The organism is Mesorhizobium maamorense, from assembly GCF_044998965.1.
Lineage (GTDB): Bacteria > Pseudomonadota > Alphaproteobacteria > Rhizobiales > Rhizobiaceae > Mesorhizobium.
Genome location: NZ_CP173356.1, coordinates 3,224,765 through 3,239,817 on the forward strand (window position 1 = coordinate 3,224,765; position 15,053 = coordinate 3,239,817).

Genomic DNA, 15,053 nt, shown 5'->3' on the forward strand with positions numbered 1-15,053 from the left:
ATCCTTGGCGAAATTGGCTGCGTGCGCCGGAACCAGCGGCGAGGCTGGGCGTTGTGCCGCACCAAACCAACAGGAGGTATGCCCATGACCGCCTTCATGCCGGTGACCTTGCGCTTCTGCGACAACAAGACCATGCTGGTGGGCTCTATCGCCCAGGCGGCGACCGCGCTTCGCCGGCAATGGCCTGACAAGACGGCCACCGCCTATCAGGATGCGACAAGGCTGGTCAGGCTCGCCATCGATGGCAGCTGCCGCCAGCGCGTCGCCTTCGAGGCTTTCACCAAGGCGGCCGGACAGCAGGGGCTGCTGGTGGCGAAGCCGCGTAGCCGCGCCCATGAATGGCTCGACGCCGCCGCGGGCCCGTGAGGCGGCTGAAAACGTGATGCAACCGCGCCGCTGCCTTGCACGTTGACGGTGGCTGGCTTTCGGGCCGCACGCAACGCCAAGGTAACCGCCGTGGGTACCATGAAAACAGGATCTCCGCTCAAAGTATGCCTGGACGGGCATGTCGAGGTGATCGACGGCGTCGCTGAGGCAGCCGACTTCCTGCAGCGCTGGCCGGTTGAACGGCGTGGTCATGTCTACCGCAGTGCGCTCAACGCGTGCAGCGCGGCCATTGCGGCGCAGATTTCGCACGCCGACGCGATGAAAGCGTTCACCGGCTTCGCCCGGGTTACCCGTATATTGGCCGGCGACGACGGCCGGCCAGCGATGCCTGATGCAATAAGCGTGCGGATGCCAAAGCAGGGCCACGATCTGCCAAAATAAAGGGGTTGCGTGGCCGCCGTTCCCGCCAGATCGCCACCATTGCAGAAGAAAAGCCAGCGTTGCAGCTAGTCTCTTTCTCCCCGTTTTACGGGGAGAAATGCCCGGCAGGGCAATGAAGGGCGGCGCCACCGTTTCGATACCTTGCATCTGACCCAATCTCCCTCCCGAATTCATGCCGTTCCCAATCCTGCACCCGGCGCCGCCCGCCTGCCGTTAGCTTCTCTCCAGAACGGGAGGAAGCTCACCCCGCCTCGCAGACACGCCGGCGGAAGCGCGCCTGGTGATAGGTGCAGTAGCTTTTCATCGCCCTTGTGCGCATGCCGCAGCACAGCATGTGGACGCCCGGCCGGCCGCCGGGCGCGTCGTTTTCCGGATTTTGCTCCAGCGCCAGGTCGAGCGGAGCGCGGCAGCGGCCGAACAGGCAGTCGACGAAGCGCATTGCCACGCCATGCGGCTGGCGGCCGATCGGGCTTCGGTGCGGCACCGGTACCTCGAGGCGGTAGGCTTGCCCGTCCGCGATCAGCACGCCGGCCTCGCGCGCTGCGAGGCGTTCCGCACCTTCACCCTTCGGCACGCGCTTGTGTCCGGCCTTGGCGGCGCGGTCCGCGGCTTTGTCATTCGCCCTCTCGGCTGCCGCGATCCGCTTGCTGTTGGCAAAGCCGATAGAACTCAGCATGGCGTTGCGGTGAACGATGCCGATGATGGCGTCGCGCGACACCGGGCTGCCTCGCGACGCGCTGAACCGAGCCGCGATGCGCGAGGCGGAAAGTCCGTCCGTCAGCCAGCCGGCGATCGCCTGCAATTCCTTGTCGCCGTAAAGTGCCATGTCCTGGTCTCCGTCCATTGCGCGGCCGCGGCAGCGCGCGACGCGGCCGGCGAGTGTCGGCCCGCCGCAGGCGGTGGGCATTGTCGGGTTCGATCCGGCCTGTCGGCCGTTGGATTGGCGGCCTCAGCCCGGCCGGCCGTCCAGCGCGGCGAGGCGCGCCAGCCGCGCCTCTGCCGTCACCCGGTCGGGTGCGGAAACCGCCCTGCCCGTCAGCCTGTCGAGCAGGATCACGGTGCCGTCCTCGGTGCGGATCAGGGAGCGGATCCGCACCGCGCTGAATTGGGGGCCGGAGCCGCGGGGAGCGGCGGCTCCGGCCGTTCCGGCCGCCGGTGACGGGCGGACCGGACGTGCGGCTGATGCATCGGGGCAATCAGCCTCACGCTTCGCCCTGGCCGGGGAGGAGGACAGCCGGGGCGAAAGGGAATGAGCGCTGGCCGGCTCGCGTGAAGCTGGCCTGAGGGCGCTTTCGACTCGAAAGGGGTTGAGCTTTTGCATGAACGGATATAAGCATAACTCAAAATCTTATGCAAGCCATTCTTTCATGGACGAAAGCAGCGCTTGTTGGTCACATGGGTGCCATGGTGAAAACGCAACTGTCGGTCAAGGTCGGCGCGGCAATCCGCCAGGCGCGCAAGCAGCGCGGCCTGGTCATGCGCCACATCGCCGAGCACAACGACACCGACGTCGCCGCCGTCGGCAATTGGGAAACCGGTCGCAACCTGCCCAAGACGGAAAACCTCCTGAAGACCGCCGCCTTTCTGCGCGTCGACCCGGTGGCGCTCGGCAAGGGCGAGGTGGTTTTCCTCGACGATGCCGGACCGGTCAACGACGCCGAGATCGTCACCGATGCCGGGCCGCCCCCCGCCGGGCCGATGGACATCCAGGTGCTGGGCGCCGCGGTTGGCGGCGACGACGGCGATTTCACCTTCAACGGCGAGCCCGCCGGCTATGTCCAGCGCCCCCCGGCATCCGCAACCTGGCTAAGGTGTTCGCGCTGCACGTGCTGTCGGATTCCATGGTACCCCGTTACGAGCCCGGAGACCTGATCTATTGCGGCGGCCGCGATGCCGTCCCGGGCGATCACGTGGTGATCGAAACGTTCCCGGAAGAGAACGAACGCAACGGCAAGGCCTTCATCAAGAAATTGGTCAAGCGCACCGCCGCCGAACTGGTGGTCGAACAGTACAATCCGCCGAAGACGTTGACCTTCAACCGCTACGCCATCAAGCAGGTCTGGCGGGTCATTCCGTTGAAGGAATTGCTAGGCTATTGAGGGCGACGGGGCAATTCTTCCTCCCACAAGGAGAGCAGGCAAAACCCAGCGTCGATGCCACCCTCACGCCCGCCCCGATCCTCCAGCGGCATCTCGCGCTCGCTCAGCATCAGCGCCTCGCTGCGCACGCGCTGGCGCTCGTCGATAAACGCCGCCCGGATCTGGATCGCCGTGCCCGGCAGCCCGTCGGCGCGGCAGGCCGAGCAGACCAGCCGGCCCGAAAGCGCTGCCAGCGGCGTATTGCCAGTCACGCCGAAGCGCCGCAGCTGATCGGGCTTCCACCACCTGTTGCGGCCGCAATCGGCGCATTCGACCGATATCGAAACGACATCCGCAATCACTGATCCCTTGCCCGCCAATGCCATCGCGGCTCGCCTCTTTGTTCCTTGTTTGTTCGCATATTCCTGTGTTTTGAAACGAGAGTCGAGTCGCATCTTTCAGGGCTCCGCAAAAGTTTCTCTTTCGCCAATTTTTGAGTTATGCTTCTATACCGCTTGCAAAGCCGAGTCGGCGCGCGTGCAGCACCCCGGGAGAGACGATGGACGCCCTTGCCGCCGATTTCGCTCATGCCCGCGGCTATGGCGGCGACAGTCACGCTCTCATCGAGGCCTTCGCGAGAATCCGCGAACACGGCATCCGCCAGGCGCGCCTCGGCCATTTCAGGCGCAAGGTGGTCGTCGACGCGCTGAAACAATCGGAAGCGCTTTTCCTGGCGGCGATCGGCCCGGCGCTATCGGCACAGGAAGCCATCGAGGACGCCGCCCGCTTCATCTCCTTCTGGCGCAACATGCCGCGCTGGCGCCAGGAACGGCGCCTGGCGGACCTCGCCAGGGCGAGGCAACAACGCCTGCTGGCGCGCTTCTTCCGCCGCTACGGCCACCGCATTTGGGCCTTGGAGGCGGCATAGGCGGGCTCGCCAAGCCGTCGGCGACCACACTGCGCCACGAGAGAGACGCAGCCACGAGAAGAGCTGGGCAATGCCGCCATTTGCGGGTTCCCATCCGCGCGTTTTCTTCCTAGATTGCCTGCGGGTGGCTGATCGTTCGACGTGCATATCAGGGAATGTTCAAGACTGCCCGTTCAAGAGTCCAGGCCTGGATGACGGCAGGCGCGGGAACCATCGCCGCGCTGTTGGCGGCCGGCCTCATGGGCGCCTTTGGCGCCCTGCCCGCTCACCCTCCGCCGCAACTGCCGTCCGATGCCGCCATCGATGCCGGCCGCTGGCGCATCAAACCGGTGCGTGCCTACGTCAGCCATGCCGACATCCATGGCGTGCCGCTGAAACCGGGCCAGAAGGCACTGGTGCTGGAGGCCGACATGACCAACCGCACGGCCGAATCCAACAAGGCCTACTTCGCTGTCCTCAAGCCGGAGGGAATCACCCTGCCGGACTCGATGCCGATGATCGCCCTGATACGCGATTCGACCCTGGCGCCGGAACTGCACCCCGGCATGACCGAGCGCCTGGCCTATGTCTGGCCGCTGGCCGGCGACGCCGCCGTGCCGCCGACGCTCGCCTTCGGCGTCACCGCGGAGATCTTCAAGCCGCGCGACACTCTCTACGGCACGCCCGGCTGGTACAATCCCTACCGTCTCGGCACCGTCACCTTGCCGTTCGCCGATATGCCGGCAACGGACACGCCGGGAGCCGGCTCATGAGGATGCGGGTCCTCGGCAATCTCGTGATTCTCGCCGCCACGGTGGCGCTGAGCTACGGCATGCAGCTTTCCAAGCCGCATTATGCCGACCTCACCGCGCCCATCCCGGTCGACGGTGCCATGCACGACACGGTGCGGGCGCGTAGCTTCGACGTGCGGCTGGACGAGGTTGTCTTCGCCCGCACGCTGAAGACCAACCAGTTCGGGCAGCAAAAGCTTTTGACGACGAGCGGCGTATGGGCGGTGGTGACGACCAGCCTCACCGCGACCGACGCCTCCATCACGGTCGCGGACGGCACCTGGCAAGGTCCGACCGGTCTGCGCTACCGCCAGACGGAGCGGCTGGGCTATCGCCAGGACATGCCGCCGCACAGCGTCGATCCCGGCTTGCAAAAACGCGGCCTGTTCATCTTCGAAGTGCCGCCTGACCAGATCCGCGGCGCCAGGCTGCTCATCTCGGAACGCCAATTCGGTCCGCTCGATGCGCAGGCCCGCATCAGCTTCGACGGGTTGCCGGCCGGTGCCGATGGACAACCGGCCGGCATCCTGCCGCAATACGATCTGGATGCACCACCGGGCCAGACTTCTGCGGGCCAGACACAGCAGGGCAAGCCATGAGCGCCGTCGCGACCGACATGGGGCCGGCCGCCGAGCGGCAGGCCGAGAAAAAATGGCGCAGGCGCAGCCTGGCGGCGCTTGTCATCCTGCTGCCGCTGGCGCTGGCAGAAACCAGCCATGACAGCCTGCGCGAATGGCTGGGCGGCGAAGACCTCATCGCCAGGGATGTCGAGTTTGGCCAGTCCGCGCACTTCGGCGGCAGCGACTGGAAACTGGCGGACCTGCGCGGCGGCAAGGCCGGCCGCTTGCCCGATCAGGCCTTCGCCGTCATCGCCACCTTCTCCGTCACCGTCGGCGATCCCGACCTGCAGAAGCAATGGCTGGGCTGCAGGCTGATACTGACCGATGCCGCCGGCCGCCGCTGGCTCCCCGACATGATTTCGGGCGTCAGACTGCCGGACGGCGTGATGAACTGCACCTCGGCGATCTTCTCCGGCGCCAAGACAGGCGACGTCATCACCATCGGCGACACCTTCATCGTGCCGGAGGATGCCATCAAGACCATCCGTCCCGCCATTGGGCTGGGAAGCGGGCGGCCGTGGTACCTGCGGTTTCAACGGCCGCCGAAGTAGCGACAGCGCCGGCAGTCCGGAGTCACGGCACGGCGATCAACAGAACGTAGGCAACAAAGACGACGAGGTGAGCAAGTCCGGTGAGAACCGTCGTGCGTCCGGTACTGAAACTTACGACACTCACCGCAAGGGCCAGAACCAGCAAAATCACGTCGCTCGGACCGAGACCGAGGTTGAGCGACTTTCCGGTGATGAGGCTGGCCGCCGCCACTGCCGGGATCGTCAGTCCGATGGTCGCGCACGCCGAGCCCAAAGCGACGTTCAATGCGCGCTGGAGCTCATTCCCCCATGATGCCTTGATGGCGGAGATCGCCTCGGGGAGCAGCACGACAAACGCAATCATCGCGCCGACGATCGCATCCGATTGCGGGATCTGCAGGTAGGTAAGGCCATCTTCAACGCCAGCCGCGACCCGTTCGGTCAGCAGGACGATCCCGACCAGTCCCAGAAGCAGGAAGACGAAATGCGTTGGCACGCCGTGGACCTGCGGAGAATGACTTTCCGGAGCGCTTTCACGCACCTGCACCTCCAGGAAGTCCTCTTTCTGGCTGTAGCTCTGGGCGAAAACGAAACTGCCGTAGAGCAAGAGCGACAGCAGCGCGACGAAGGCCAGTTGCGTGGGAGAAAATGTCCCGGGGCTGGTGGCAAGCGTATAGTTCGGGAGCACCATCGTCAGCACCGTGATCGCGGTCAGCACCGAAAGAAAGGAACTTGTGCCTTGCCTTCGGATGTCCTGGTGGCGGTGCCGCCACCCGCCAAGTGTCAGGCACAGCCCCACGATGCCGGTGCAAACGATCATGACCGTGGAGAACACGGATTCTCGCGCCAAGGTCGGATTGTTGGCGCCATGTCGCATCATCGAGACGATGATCGACACTTCGATCGTCGTTACGGCCAAGGTAAGGACCAGCGTGCCGTACGGCTGTCCGACACGTCGGGCTATCGCCTCCGCATGTCGCACCACGGCAAAGACGGTTGCCAAGGTAAGGATGATCGATATGCCGGCAACGATCACCACAATCGCCGTCCGATCTTCGATCGGCTCTATGTTCGATTGCAATATCGACGCCAGCGCGCAGCAGACCACAGGCAGGCCGAAGGTCATTGCCTCACTTCGACGGCGGAAGAAGTAAGTCATGCCATTCTCTTCGATCTTGCGAGTGCAAACAGGCGGTCTGTTTACGAGACCAGGAAAGATCGCACTTTCGCCCCATCGCACGTACATGGCAAGGCGCGGCAAGGATACGCTACGGTCGTTCCCATCGCTACCGGGAACGACCGCCCCCTTCGAAAGCGAGAACGCCGTCTCCAGCACCGCGGCGAGGAAGCAGATGCGCAGCGGCTCGACCAGGATGCCGGTGGAGGAATCCTGGAACGGGCTGCCGAACAACAGCGTCACGCCATGCGACAGGATCTGCCAGACGTCGAGCTCGTGCGGGCCGATCAGCCGCGTCGCGCCGAGCCACAGCCAGGCCGCGCCCCAGTCGAGCAGGCGATAGCCGACGATCAGCGTACACAGCAATACGAGGCTGGAACTCACCGTCAGCCGCACGCTATTGGCGATCGGCAGATAGCGCGAGCGGTAGCCGGCGACGAAATGCTCGACGAAATCGCGCAGGAATTTCGGCAGGCCGGCATAGCGCTTGCCGACGCGTTCCAGCCGGCCGTGCACGCGCATCAGTGCCGTGTCGTCGCGCACATCATAGCCATAGATCAGCGCCGCCATCACCAGCCAGATCAGCGGCAAGAGCATGTAGAAGAACAGGTTGACAGCGATCGTCGAGGGCGCGATCGAGGTGATCTCGACCGGCACCATCGGCGCGGCCGTCGCCGCCGGCACCGGGCTCGCCAGCCCGTCGGCCGACGCCTGCAGAACCGACCAGAAATTGCGGCTCATCAGCCATTGCAGCGCGCTGTCCTTCCAGCGGCTGATGACGTAGAGGCCGACGAAGATCCAGTTGGTCTCGCAGATCACCACCACGATCTGCCAGAACGAGGCGGCGCCCGTTTTCGCCTGCATGAACTTGGCCAGCCGGCGCACCAGCCAGGACACCGCCACCGAGACCAGCAGCCAGCGCGAATCCAGCACGTCCAGAACATTGGCGCTCTGGCCGAAGCCGGCCTGGTCGAGCGTTTCGCGCGAATATTGCCGCACGATGTCGCCGAGGAACCCCCAGGCCGCGTAATAGGCGAAGAAGGGTAACAGCGCGATGGTGATCATGCGCACCAGCCGCGAACCGCGCCGGTCCGCGGTTCCCTGCCCCTCGGCGACCGTGGCCTTTTCCGCGCCACGCTGCGCGGCCAGCACATGGGGCAAGCCGGGACGCAGCACATGGAACATCGCCACCGTCACCACCAGTTGCGCCAGTGCCACCAGCGTCAGCATGGCGAGCCCGGCGAAATGATTTGCGAGCGCCACCTTGGCCGCCAGTTGCAGCAAGAGATCTCCGGCCAGAACACCGGCCAGCACCAGCACGACGAGCTGCGGCCAGAACCGCCGCAGCAGCGAAAAACTCAAGCTGATCGGTCTGATGATATCGGCAAACATGAGGTTCTCTCAGAATGCCACCCGCCCGAAATCCTTCTAGCAAAGGGGGGTTGTTTTGCAAGAAAGGTAGCGAGCTCTCCTGCCTATGGCAGAGCGGCGATTTCCCCTTCTCCGACGACAAGGGAGAAGGAATTAGCGCCTCACCCGCGACTTCAGCCAGCGATCGAACGCCACCGCCAGGATCAGGATCAGGCCGATGACGATGCTTTGCGTGTAGGACGAGACGTTGTTGAACTGGAGCCCGTTCTGTAGCACGCCGATCAGGGCGGCGCCCACCACGGTGCCGCCCACCGAGCCGATGCCGCCGAACAGCGAGGTACCGCCGATGACGACGGCCGAAATGACCGTCAGCTCGTAGCCGATGCCGGCCACCGCTTCGGACGAATTCAGCCTGGCCGACAGCACGAAGGCGGCGAGCCCGGCGAAGAAGCCGACGATGACATAGACCGAGACCAGGATGCGGTCGACGCGCAAGCCCGACAGCCGTGCGGCCTCGGCATTGCCGCCGACGGCGTAGACGGCGCGTCCATAGCGCGTGTAGCGTAGCACGATGTGGCACAGGATGGCGGCCGCCGCGAAGATGATCGCCGGCACCGGCACGGGGCCGATCAGCCCGGTGCCGAACCAGCGCATAGAAGCGTCGAAGCCCGAGATCGGGCCGCCATTGGAGATGGTCAGCGTCAGGCCGCGAAACACGGTGAGCCCGCCAAGCGTGACGACGAAGGGCGGCACTTTCAGCCTGGTGATGGCAAAGCCCTGAACACCGCCGGCCACCGCCCCCACCACCACGGCGGCAAGCAGCGCCGCGAACCAGCCATAGCCCTGCGTTCCCGACGTCGACAGCGACAGCGTGTTGGCGGTGCCGCCCTTGGCGACCACGGCCGCCACCATGCCGCAGAAGGCGAGCAGCGAGCCGACCGAAAGATCGATGCCGGCGGTGAGGATGACGAAGGTCATGCCGAGCGCGATCAGCCCGGTGATCGATATCTGGCGGGTGATGTTGAACAGATTGATCGGATCGATGAAGCTCGGCTTCAGCACGGTGAAGACGACCACCAGCGCCGCCAGGAATAGCAGCGGCCCGAAATTCATCAAGAGCCGCGCAATGCTGATGCCGCCACGCCGGCTCTGCTCCTCGGCCACGCTCATCGTGCCTCCTCCTCAACCGCTCCCGGCTGGTCGAGCGCCATCAGTTCCATCAGTTTTTCCTCGCTTGCCTCGATGCCCGGCATCTGCCCGGTGATGCGCCCCTTGCGCATGGTCACGATCCGGTCCGACACAGCCAGCACTTCGGGCAGCTCGGACGAAATCATCATCACCGCTATGCCCCGCGCTGCCAATTGCACCAGGATCTGGTGCACCTCGGCCTTGGCGCCGACATCAACGCCGCGCGTCGGCTCGTCGACGATCAGCACCTTGGGGTCGCGCGCCAGCCAGCGCGCCAGGATCACCTTCTGCTGGTTGCCGCCTGATAGGCCCTCGATCGCCTGCTCGGCCGACGCCATGCGGATCGATAGCATTTTCCGGAACCCCGCCAGCGCATCGCGCTCGCGCCGCTCGGCCATGAAGCCGAAGCCATTGCTGAACCGCCCGAGCGAGGCGACGGAGAAATTCGGCAGGATGCCGAGCGCGGCGAAGATCGCCTGATGCTTGCGATCCTCAGGCACCAGGCCGATGCCGAGCGCTATGGCATCCGCCGGCGAGGCCGGCGCGATGGGCCTGCCGTTGAGCGTGATCGTGCCGCCCGCGATCCGGTCGGCGCCGAAGATAGCGCGCGCCAGCTCCGTGCGACCCGAGCCGACGAGGCCGGCGACACCCAGGATCTCGCCGGCCTTGAGGTCGATATCGACGCCGTCGAGCACGATGGCGTGCGGCGCTTCGGGATCGCGCACCGTGCGCAACCCGCGCACCGACAGCACGACGTCGCCGGCCACCGTGCGCTGCGCCGGCCGCGCATAGAGCTCGGACGCCGCGCGGCCGACCATTTTCTCGATGATGCGCGGCAATCGGATCGGCCCGCCTTCGCGGTCGAGATTGCCGGCCAACCTGCCGTCCCGGAGCACCGTCATGCGGTCGCAGATGGCGGCGGCCTCCTCCAGCCGATGGGTGACGAACATAATGGCGACATGGTCCTTGCGCAGCCTGTCCATGATCGACAGCAGCCGCTGCACCTCTGTCTCGGTCAGCGCTGATGTCGGCTCGTCCATGATGATCAGCCGGCTCTTCAGCGACAGCGCCCGTGCAATCTCGACGAGCTGCTGCTCGGCCACCGAAAGCGCCGAGACCGGCGTCATCGGATCGATCGTGAGGCCGACGCGGGCGATGATGGTGCGGGAGTCCTGCTCCATCTTGCGCCAGGAGACGAGGCCGAGCGGACCGGTCGGGGCGCGGCCGATGAAGATGTTCTCCGCCACCGTCAGCGTCGGGATCAGGCTGAGCTCCTGGTAGATGGTGACGATACCTAGCCGCTTGGCATCCTGCGGGCTCGACGGCCGGTAGTCGGCGCCGTCGAAGCTGATGCGCCCGCCCGACGGCGGCATGACGCCCGACAGGATCTTGAGCAGCGTCGACTTGCCGGCGCCGTTCTCGCCCAGCAGGCCGAGAATTTCGCCGGGCCTAATGTCGAGCGAGACATCGCGAAGCGCGGTGACGCCGGCGAAATGCTTGGTGACGCCCTCGACGGCGAGCAGGACGGGTGCGGCTTCAGCCATGGAATGGGTGCTTCCCTCGATGCAGTTTCCGGACCCGTCGGCGCGTGAACACCCCCTCTGTCCTGCCGGACATCTCCCCCGCAAGGGGGAGATTGGCTGTCTGTTCCGCATTCGCCAATTTTCAACGCCGCAATGAGAATGCGGACATCGACACTGCCGATCTCCCCCTTGCGGGGGAGATGGCCGGCAGGCCAGAGGGGGTGCTGCCCCGCCGACCTCTCCATGCGAGCTCACTTCGTCTCGTTCAACCTCTCGGCCTTGTCGAGATTGTCCTTGCCGATGACGATCGGCGTCAATAGCACCAGCTTCTCCTTCGGCTCCGTCTTGTCCCTGGCGTAGGCGACGGCGATCTGCACGGCGGTGCGCGACTGCTGGCCGGGGAACTGTTCGACCGTGCCGGCGAGCTTGCCGTCGCGGACCGCGACCAGCGCTTCCGGCAGCGCATCGAAGCCGTAGATCTTGACGTCGGTGAAGTTGCGCGCCGCGCAGGCTTCGAGCGCGCCCAGCGCCATGTCGTCATTGGCACAGACGATCGCGTCCGGCTTGCCGTTGGCGGCAAGGCCGGCTTCCGTCACCGACAGCGCCTCGGCGCGGGCGAAATTGGCGGTCTGCTCGAAGACGATCTGGTACTTGTCCTTCAAGGGATCGAGCACATTGTGCACGCCCTTGTTGCGGTCGATCGCCGGCCCGGCGCCGGGTTGGCCCTGGAGGTGGAACAGTTTCGCGCCGTTGGGGAACGCCGCCACCACGGCCTGCGCTTCCGCCTCGCCGCCCTTGACGTTGTCGGCGCCGACATGGGCGAGGATGCCCTCGACGCCGTCGACGCGGCGGTCGATCGTCACCACGGGAACGCCGGCCTTGACCGCTTCCTCGATGGCCGGCGCCAGCGCGTTGACGTCGAGCGGCGAGATCACGATGGCGTTGACCTTCTGCACCAGGGCCGCCTCGATGTCGGCGGTCTGCTTGGTGGCCGAGTTCTGGCCATCGCTCTCGGTCAGGTTGACGCCTTGCGTGGCGGCTTCCGCCTTGATCTCGTTCAGCATGTGCACGAAGAACGGAAAGCCGAGACTGGGCACCGAGCCGAGAATGGTGAGCTTGTCCTGCGCAAATACCGAGGGCGCGGCAAGCACCATCGCGCCCGCGGCCACGGACGTCATCAGGAATTCACGTCTGTTCATGGGATCCTCCTCCACAAGAACGCACGGCCCCGGAAACCGGGACGGTTTCAGGAAGGATCATGCGTCGGTTCAAAGTGTTGGAGCATCCTCCTTGCGTTTGCTAACGCATGCCGCTCCAGCTGATCGCCGTTGCAAAAACTGCCTCCCGTCGGCACCAGCAAACGGATGCTAGCCCAGGCTCAACCATTTGTGCAACATCGATATAACAGGCCCAGTCGGCAATGGTCGGAATTTGGATGAGCCGGGTGCCCAGCTTCCATTCTCCGGCGCTGGCCCTAGTTTGAACCGCGCCTGAGCCCATTCCCTGGAGACACCCGCATGAAACCGCACATCATCTGCCATATGATCGCGTCGCTGGACGGCAGTCTCCACCCGAGCCGCTACACGGCCAGCCCGGACGGAACCCGGGCCGAATGGTCGAGCCTCTACGAGTATATCCATAATGATTTTGCGGGCGACGGCTGGATCGTCGGCCGCGTCACCATGGCCGAGATGAGCAAGGCCGGCGCGCACCCGCCGGCCGATGCGGGCAAGGTCGACCGACCCTATCATGTCGCGCAAACCGGTACGGGAAGCTACGCGGTGGCGCTCGATCCATCGGGCAAGCTCCACTTTTCCAAACCCGACATTGGCGGCGACCATGTCGTGGTGCTGCTTGGGCACGATGTCGCCGACAGCCACCTGGCCGAGCTCGCTGCCGACGGCGTGTCCTATATCGTGGCGGAAACGGCTGACATGGATCTCGGCCGGATGCTCGAAGTTCTCAACCGCGAATTCGCCATTCGCCGGCTGCTGATCGAGGGCGGCGCCGGCATCAACGGCTCCTTCTTCGCGGACGGCCTTGTCGATGAGCTCAGCCTTCTCGTCGCTCCCGCTCTTGATGGGCGGGCGGCGAACCAGGATTTCGTCGAATTCGGCGAAACCGGCCTCGCGGGCAAGATGCAACTGTCGCTCAAAAGCTGCGAAGCCCTCGCCCACGGGCTCGTCCATTTGCGCTACGCCGTCGGCTGACGACGCTTTATCGGCGCATCATGCGTCGTACCGCATGGCCTCGAGATCGGCGATCAGCGTCGGGCCGGTCGGCTGCCAGCCGAGCCGCGCCCGGGTCAGCGCGCTGGAGGCCGGCAGATCCATCGGTGCGAACATCGCCATCCAGCCGAAATGCTCCGCCGCCTGTTCCGGCGCGATCGAAACCACCGGCACGTTGAGGCCCCGCCCGATCACCTCGGCGATAGCGCGCACTTCCACGCCTTCTTCGCCGACCGCGTGATAGCGCGCGCCCGGCTGCCGCTTTTCCACCGCCAGCCGGTAGAGGCGCGCCGCGTCCAGGAGATGGCCCGCCGCATAGCGGTTGCGGCCCTCGCCGACATAGGCCGAAACGCCTTTCTGGCGCACGATTTCGATGAGTGGCGTGATGAGCCCTTGCTTGGCCGGGTTGTGAACCTGCGGCAGCCGCACCACCGAGACGTTGACGCCGGCTTCCAGCAAGGCATTGCCGGCGAGTTCCGAGGCGATGCGCGGATTGGGATGGCTGGCGTTGAAGACGTCTTCGCTGGCAAGCTCGCCATGTCCGGGGCTGCCCACGCCGACGCCGGAAGTGATCACCAGCGGCCGGTCGGATCCGGCCAATGCCTGGCCGAGTGCCGCGATGACGCGGCTATCCTTCTCGCAATTCTCGACAAAGCGCGAGAAATCATGGTCGAAGGCCGTGTGGATCACCGCTTCCGCCTTCGCCGCGCCGTCGCGCAGGCCCTCGGGATCCTCGAGCGTTCCCCGATGCACTTCGGCGCCCGCCGCCGTCAGCGCTTCGGCCCCCGCTTCGGAGCGAGTGACGCCGACCACCTGATGGCCCGCCTTGATGAGCTCGGCAACGAGCGCCGAGCCGATGAAACCGGTCGCGCCGGTCAAAAAGATACGCATGCGAATTCTCCTGCACGATTGCCTGCGCAGTATCGCCGGTCTATTATTCCATTAAAGTAGTGATCTTATCGTGGTATAATGGCTAACAGGATGCCCACCAATTCCGCCGGTTCGCTCGCGGCGTTTCTGAGAGACCGGCGCACCCGGCTCGATCCGGCCTCGTTCGGATTTTCAGGGCGTCGGCGCACGCCGGGGCTGCGCCGGGAAGAGGTGGCCCAGCGCGCCAACATCAGCCCTACCTGGTACACATGGCTGGAGCAGGGTCGTGGCGGCGCGCCTTCGGCCGATGTGCTGAACCGCATCGCCAAGGGGCTGATGCTGACCGAGGCCGAGCGCGAGCATCTTTTCATGCTCGGGCTCGGACGCCCGCCCGAGGTCCGCTATATCGGCGTGGAAGGCATCAGCCCCCGGCTGCAGCGCCTCCTCGACACGCTTGAAGCGAGCCCCGCCTTGGTCAGGACCGCCACCTGGGATGTCGTTGCCTGGAACCGCGCCGCCCAGGTCGTGCTGACCGATTACAGCGCCCTGCCCGCCGACCAGCGCAACATTTTGCGCTTCATGTTCCGCAGCCCGGCCATCCGCGAAAAGCAGCACGACTGGGAAAGCCTCGCCCGTTTCGTGGTGGGCGCCTTCCGCGCCGACGCGGCGCGTGCCGGCGCGGTGTCCGAGGTACGCGAACTCGTCGACGAACTGTGCAGCGCCAGCCCCGAATTCGCCGCCCTGTGGCGCGAGAACGACGTGCTCAGCCACGGCGACGGAACCAAGCGGCTGAAGCACCCGGTGCTCGGCGACATCGAGCTGGAATATTCGGGATTCGCGGTCGACGGCCGCCCGGATCTGAGCCTGACCGTCTACAATCCGGTCGACAGCGCGGTCGCGGAGCGGATTCGCGAACTGGCCCGGCACTCCAAAGCGCAGGTGTCATCGGAGCCGGTGCGATGATCCCTGCTCCTTCCTGGAACATTCCAGAAATGCGCAGCC

General features: G+C 65.5%; 16 protein-coding genes and 2 pseudogenes. 9 read left to right on the forward strand and 9 right to left on the reverse strand.

Going from position 1 to position 15,053, the window contains the following annotated elements; all coding sequences use genetic code 11:
• Window positions 1-84 precede the first annotated feature (84 nt).
• Window positions 85-366, forward strand: a complete 282-nt coding sequence (locus ACIU1A_RS16370; protein WP_404927769.1) for a DUF982 domain-containing protein — start codon at window positions 85-87, stop codon at window positions 364-366.
• A gap of 99 nt (window positions 367-465) precedes the next feature.
• Window positions 466-768 carry a DUF982 domain-containing protein gene (locus ACIU1A_RS16375; protein ID WP_404927935.1) on the forward strand — a complete coding sequence of 101 codons (303 nt, stop codon included), beginning with the start codon at window positions 466-468 and terminating at the stop codon, window positions 766-768.
• A 241-nt stretch (window positions 769-1,009) separates the two neighbouring features.
• Here ACIU1A_RS16375 and ACIU1A_RS16380 read toward each other — a convergent pair whose 3' ends face one another.
• The gene (locus tag ACIU1A_RS16380; RefSeq protein ID WP_140499116.1) at window positions 1,010-1,594 is read right to left on the reverse strand and encodes a GcrA cell cycle regulator; all 585 of its coding nucleotides are present in this window, start codon (window positions 1,592-1,594) and stop codon (window positions 1,010-1,012) included.
• A gap of 123 nt (window positions 1,595-1,717) precedes the next feature.
• Window positions 1,718-1,864: a hypothetical protein gene (locus ACIU1A_RS16385; protein WP_246675522.1), complete on the reverse strand. Its 147-nt coding sequence runs from the start codon at window positions 1,862-1,864 to the stop codon at window positions 1,718-1,720.
• Window positions 1,865-2,163: 299 nt separating this feature from the next.
• On the opposite strand from ACIU1A_RS16385, the pseudogene ACIU1A_RS16390 reads away from it, so the two are divergent.
• Window positions 2,164-2,867: pseudogene (locus ACIU1A_RS16390) on the forward strand (XRE family transcriptional regulator).
• Here ACIU1A_RS16390 and ACIU1A_RS16395 read toward each other — a convergent pair.
• Window positions 2,861-3,232 (reverse strand): hypothetical protein, encoded by a 372-nt coding sequence (locus ACIU1A_RS16395; protein WP_404927770.1) that lies wholly within the window; start codon window positions 3,230-3,232, stop codon window positions 2,861-2,863. The pseudogene ACIU1A_RS16390 and the gene ACIU1A_RS16395 overlap by 7 nt on opposite strands.
• 173 nt (window positions 3,233-3,405) lie before the next feature.
• On the opposite strand from ACIU1A_RS16395, the gene ACIU1A_RS16400 reads away from it, so the two are divergent.
• The 4 genes from ACIU1A_RS16400 to ACIU1A_RS16415 all read left to right on the forward strand — a co-directional run bounded on the left by ACIU1A_RS16400 (window position 3,406) and on the right by ACIU1A_RS16415 (window position 5,715).
• Complete coding sequence (locus tag ACIU1A_RS16400) at window positions 3,406-3,774, forward strand: hypothetical protein (RefSeq protein WP_404927771.1); 369 nt, start codon at window positions 3,406-3,408, stop codon at window positions 3,772-3,774.
• A 155-nt stretch (window positions 3,775-3,929) separates the two neighbouring features.
• The gene (locus ACIU1A_RS16405) at window positions 3,930-4,526 is read left to right on the forward strand and encodes a hypothetical protein (protein WP_404927772.1); all 597 of its coding nucleotides are present in this window, start codon (window positions 3,930-3,932) and stop codon (window positions 4,524-4,526) included.
• Window positions 4,523-5,143 carry a hypothetical protein gene (locus tag ACIU1A_RS16410; protein WP_404927773.1) on the forward strand — a complete coding sequence of 207 codons (621 nt, stop codon included), beginning with the start codon at window positions 4,523-4,525 and terminating at the stop codon, window positions 5,141-5,143. Before ACIU1A_RS16405 ends, ACIU1A_RS16410 begins: the two co-directional genes overlap by 4 nt.
• On the forward strand, window positions 5,140-5,715 hold the full coding sequence (locus tag ACIU1A_RS16415; protein WP_404927775.1) for a hypothetical protein: 576 nt from the start codon (window positions 5,140-5,142) through the stop codon (window positions 5,713-5,715). The genes ACIU1A_RS16410 and ACIU1A_RS16415 overlap by 4 nt, the downstream gene beginning before the upstream one ends.
• Window positions 5,716-5,737: 22 nt before the next feature.
• Here ACIU1A_RS16415 and ACIU1A_RS16420 read toward each other — a convergent pair whose 3' ends face one another.
• From ACIU1A_RS16420 to ACIU1A_RS16440, 5 genes and pseudogenes are all read right to left on the reverse strand, one after another.
• The gene (locus tag ACIU1A_RS16420) at window positions 5,738-6,820 is read right to left on the reverse strand and encodes a calcium:proton antiporter (protein ID WP_404927936.1); all 1,083 of its coding nucleotides are present in this window, start codon (window positions 6,818-6,820) and stop codon (window positions 5,738-5,740) included.
• A 1,575-nt stretch (window positions 6,821-8,395) separates the two neighbouring features.
• Window positions 8,396-9,412: an ABC transporter permease gene (locus tag ACIU1A_RS16425; protein WP_140516199.1), complete on the reverse strand. Its 1,017-nt coding sequence runs from the start codon at window positions 9,410-9,412 to the stop codon at window positions 8,396-8,398.
• Complete coding sequence (locus ACIU1A_RS16430; protein WP_404927937.1) at window positions 9,409-10,470, reverse strand: sugar ABC transporter ATP-binding protein; 1,062 nt, start codon at window positions 10,468-10,470, stop codon at window positions 9,409-9,411. The genes ACIU1A_RS16425 and ACIU1A_RS16430 overlap by 4 nt, the downstream gene beginning before the upstream one ends.
• Window positions 10,465-10,893, reverse strand: a pseudogene (locus tag ACIU1A_RS16435) (ATP-binding cassette domain-containing protein); the annotation flags it as partial. The pseudogene ACIU1A_RS16435 and the gene ACIU1A_RS16430, both read right to left, overlap by 6 nt.
• A gap of 311 nt (window positions 10,894-11,204) precedes the next feature.
• The gene (locus tag ACIU1A_RS16440; RefSeq protein ID WP_140499137.1) at window positions 11,205-12,152 is read right to left on the reverse strand and encodes a substrate-binding domain-containing protein; all 948 of its coding nucleotides are present in this window, start codon (window positions 12,150-12,152) and stop codon (window positions 11,205-11,207) included.
• A gap of 318 nt (window positions 12,153-12,470) precedes the next feature.
• On the opposite strand from ACIU1A_RS16440, the gene ACIU1A_RS16445 reads away from it, so the two are divergent.
• Window positions 12,471-13,163, forward strand: coding sequence for a RibD family protein (locus ACIU1A_RS16445; protein ID WP_404927777.1), 693 nt, complete (start codon window positions 12,471-12,473; stop codon window positions 13,161-13,163).
• An 18-nt stretch (window positions 13,164-13,181) separates the two neighbouring features.
• Here ACIU1A_RS16445 and ACIU1A_RS16450 read toward each other — a convergent pair whose 3' ends face one another.
• Entirely contained in the window at window positions 13,182-14,072 is an 891-nt protein-coding gene (locus ACIU1A_RS16450) for an SDR family oxidoreductase (RefSeq protein WP_404927778.1), read from the reverse strand.
• Between the two features lie 90 nt (window positions 14,073-14,162).
• Here ACIU1A_RS16450 and ACIU1A_RS16455 point away from each other — a divergent pair, with 90 nt between their 5' ends.
• A complete protein-coding gene (locus ACIU1A_RS16455; protein ID WP_404927779.1) occupies window positions 14,163-15,014 on the forward strand; it encodes a helix-turn-helix transcriptional regulator in 852 nt (283 codons plus the stop codon).
• Window positions 15,015-15,053: the final 39 nt, after the last annotated feature.

Bases quoted from the DNA above. Each gene is read 5' to 3' on its own strand.
- ACIU1A_RS16425 (WP_140516199.1), bottom strand. From the start codon at position 9,412: ATGAGCGTGGCCGAGGAGCAGAGCCGGCGTGGCGGCATCAGCATTGCG.
- ACIU1A_RS16445 (WP_404927777.1), top strand. From the start codon at position 12,471: ATGAAACCGCACATCATCTGCCATATGATCGCGTCGCTGGACGGCAGT.
- ACIU1A_RS16375 (WP_404927935.1), top strand. From the start codon at position 466: ATGAAAACAGGATCTCCGCTCAAAGTATGCCTGGACGGGCATGTCGAG.
- ACIU1A_RS16415 (WP_404927775.1), top strand. From the start codon at position 5,140: ATGAGCGCCGTCGCGACCGACATGGGGCCGGCCGCCGAGCGGCAGGCC.
- ACIU1A_RS16430 (WP_404927937.1), bottom strand. From the start codon at position 10,470: ATGGACGAGCCGACATCAGCGCTGACCGAGACAGAGGTGCAGCGGCTG.
- ACIU1A_RS16380 (WP_140499116.1), bottom strand. From the start codon at position 1,594: ATGGCACTTTACGGCGACAAGGAATTGCAGGCGATCGCCGGCTGGCTG.
- ACIU1A_RS16395 (WP_404927770.1), bottom strand. From the start codon at position 3,232: ATGGCATTGGCGGGCAAGGGATCAGTGATTGCGGATGTCGTTTCGATA.
- ACIU1A_RS16455 (WP_404927779.1), top strand. From the start codon at position 14,163: ATGCCCACCAATTCCGCCGGTTCGCTCGCGGCGTTTCTGAGAGACCGG.
- ACIU1A_RS16440 (WP_140499137.1), bottom strand. From the start codon at position 12,152: ATGAACAGACGTGAATTCCTGATGACGTCCGTGGCCGCGGGCGCGATG.
- ACIU1A_RS16405 (WP_404927772.1), top strand. From the start codon at position 3,930: ATGTTCAAGACTGCCCGTTCAAGAGTCCAGGCCTGGATGACGGCAGGC.
- ACIU1A_RS16450 (WP_404927778.1), bottom strand. From the start codon at position 14,072: ATGCGTATCTTTTTGACCGGCGCGACCGGTTTCATCGGCTCGGCGCTC.
- ACIU1A_RS16420 (WP_404927936.1), bottom strand. From the start codon at position 6,820: ATGACCTTCGGCCTGCCTGTGGTCTGCTGCGCGCTGGCGTCGATATTG.
- ACIU1A_RS16400 (WP_404927771.1), top strand. From the start codon at position 3,406: ATGGACGCCCTTGCCGCCGATTTCGCTCATGCCCGCGGCTATGGCGGC.
- ACIU1A_RS16370 (WP_404927769.1), top strand. From the start codon at position 85: ATGACCGCCTTCATGCCGGTGACCTTGCGCTTCTGCGACAACAAGACC.
- ACIU1A_RS16410 (WP_404927773.1), top strand. From the start codon at position 4,523: ATGAGGATGCGGGTCCTCGGCAATCTCGTGATTCTCGCCGCCACGGTG.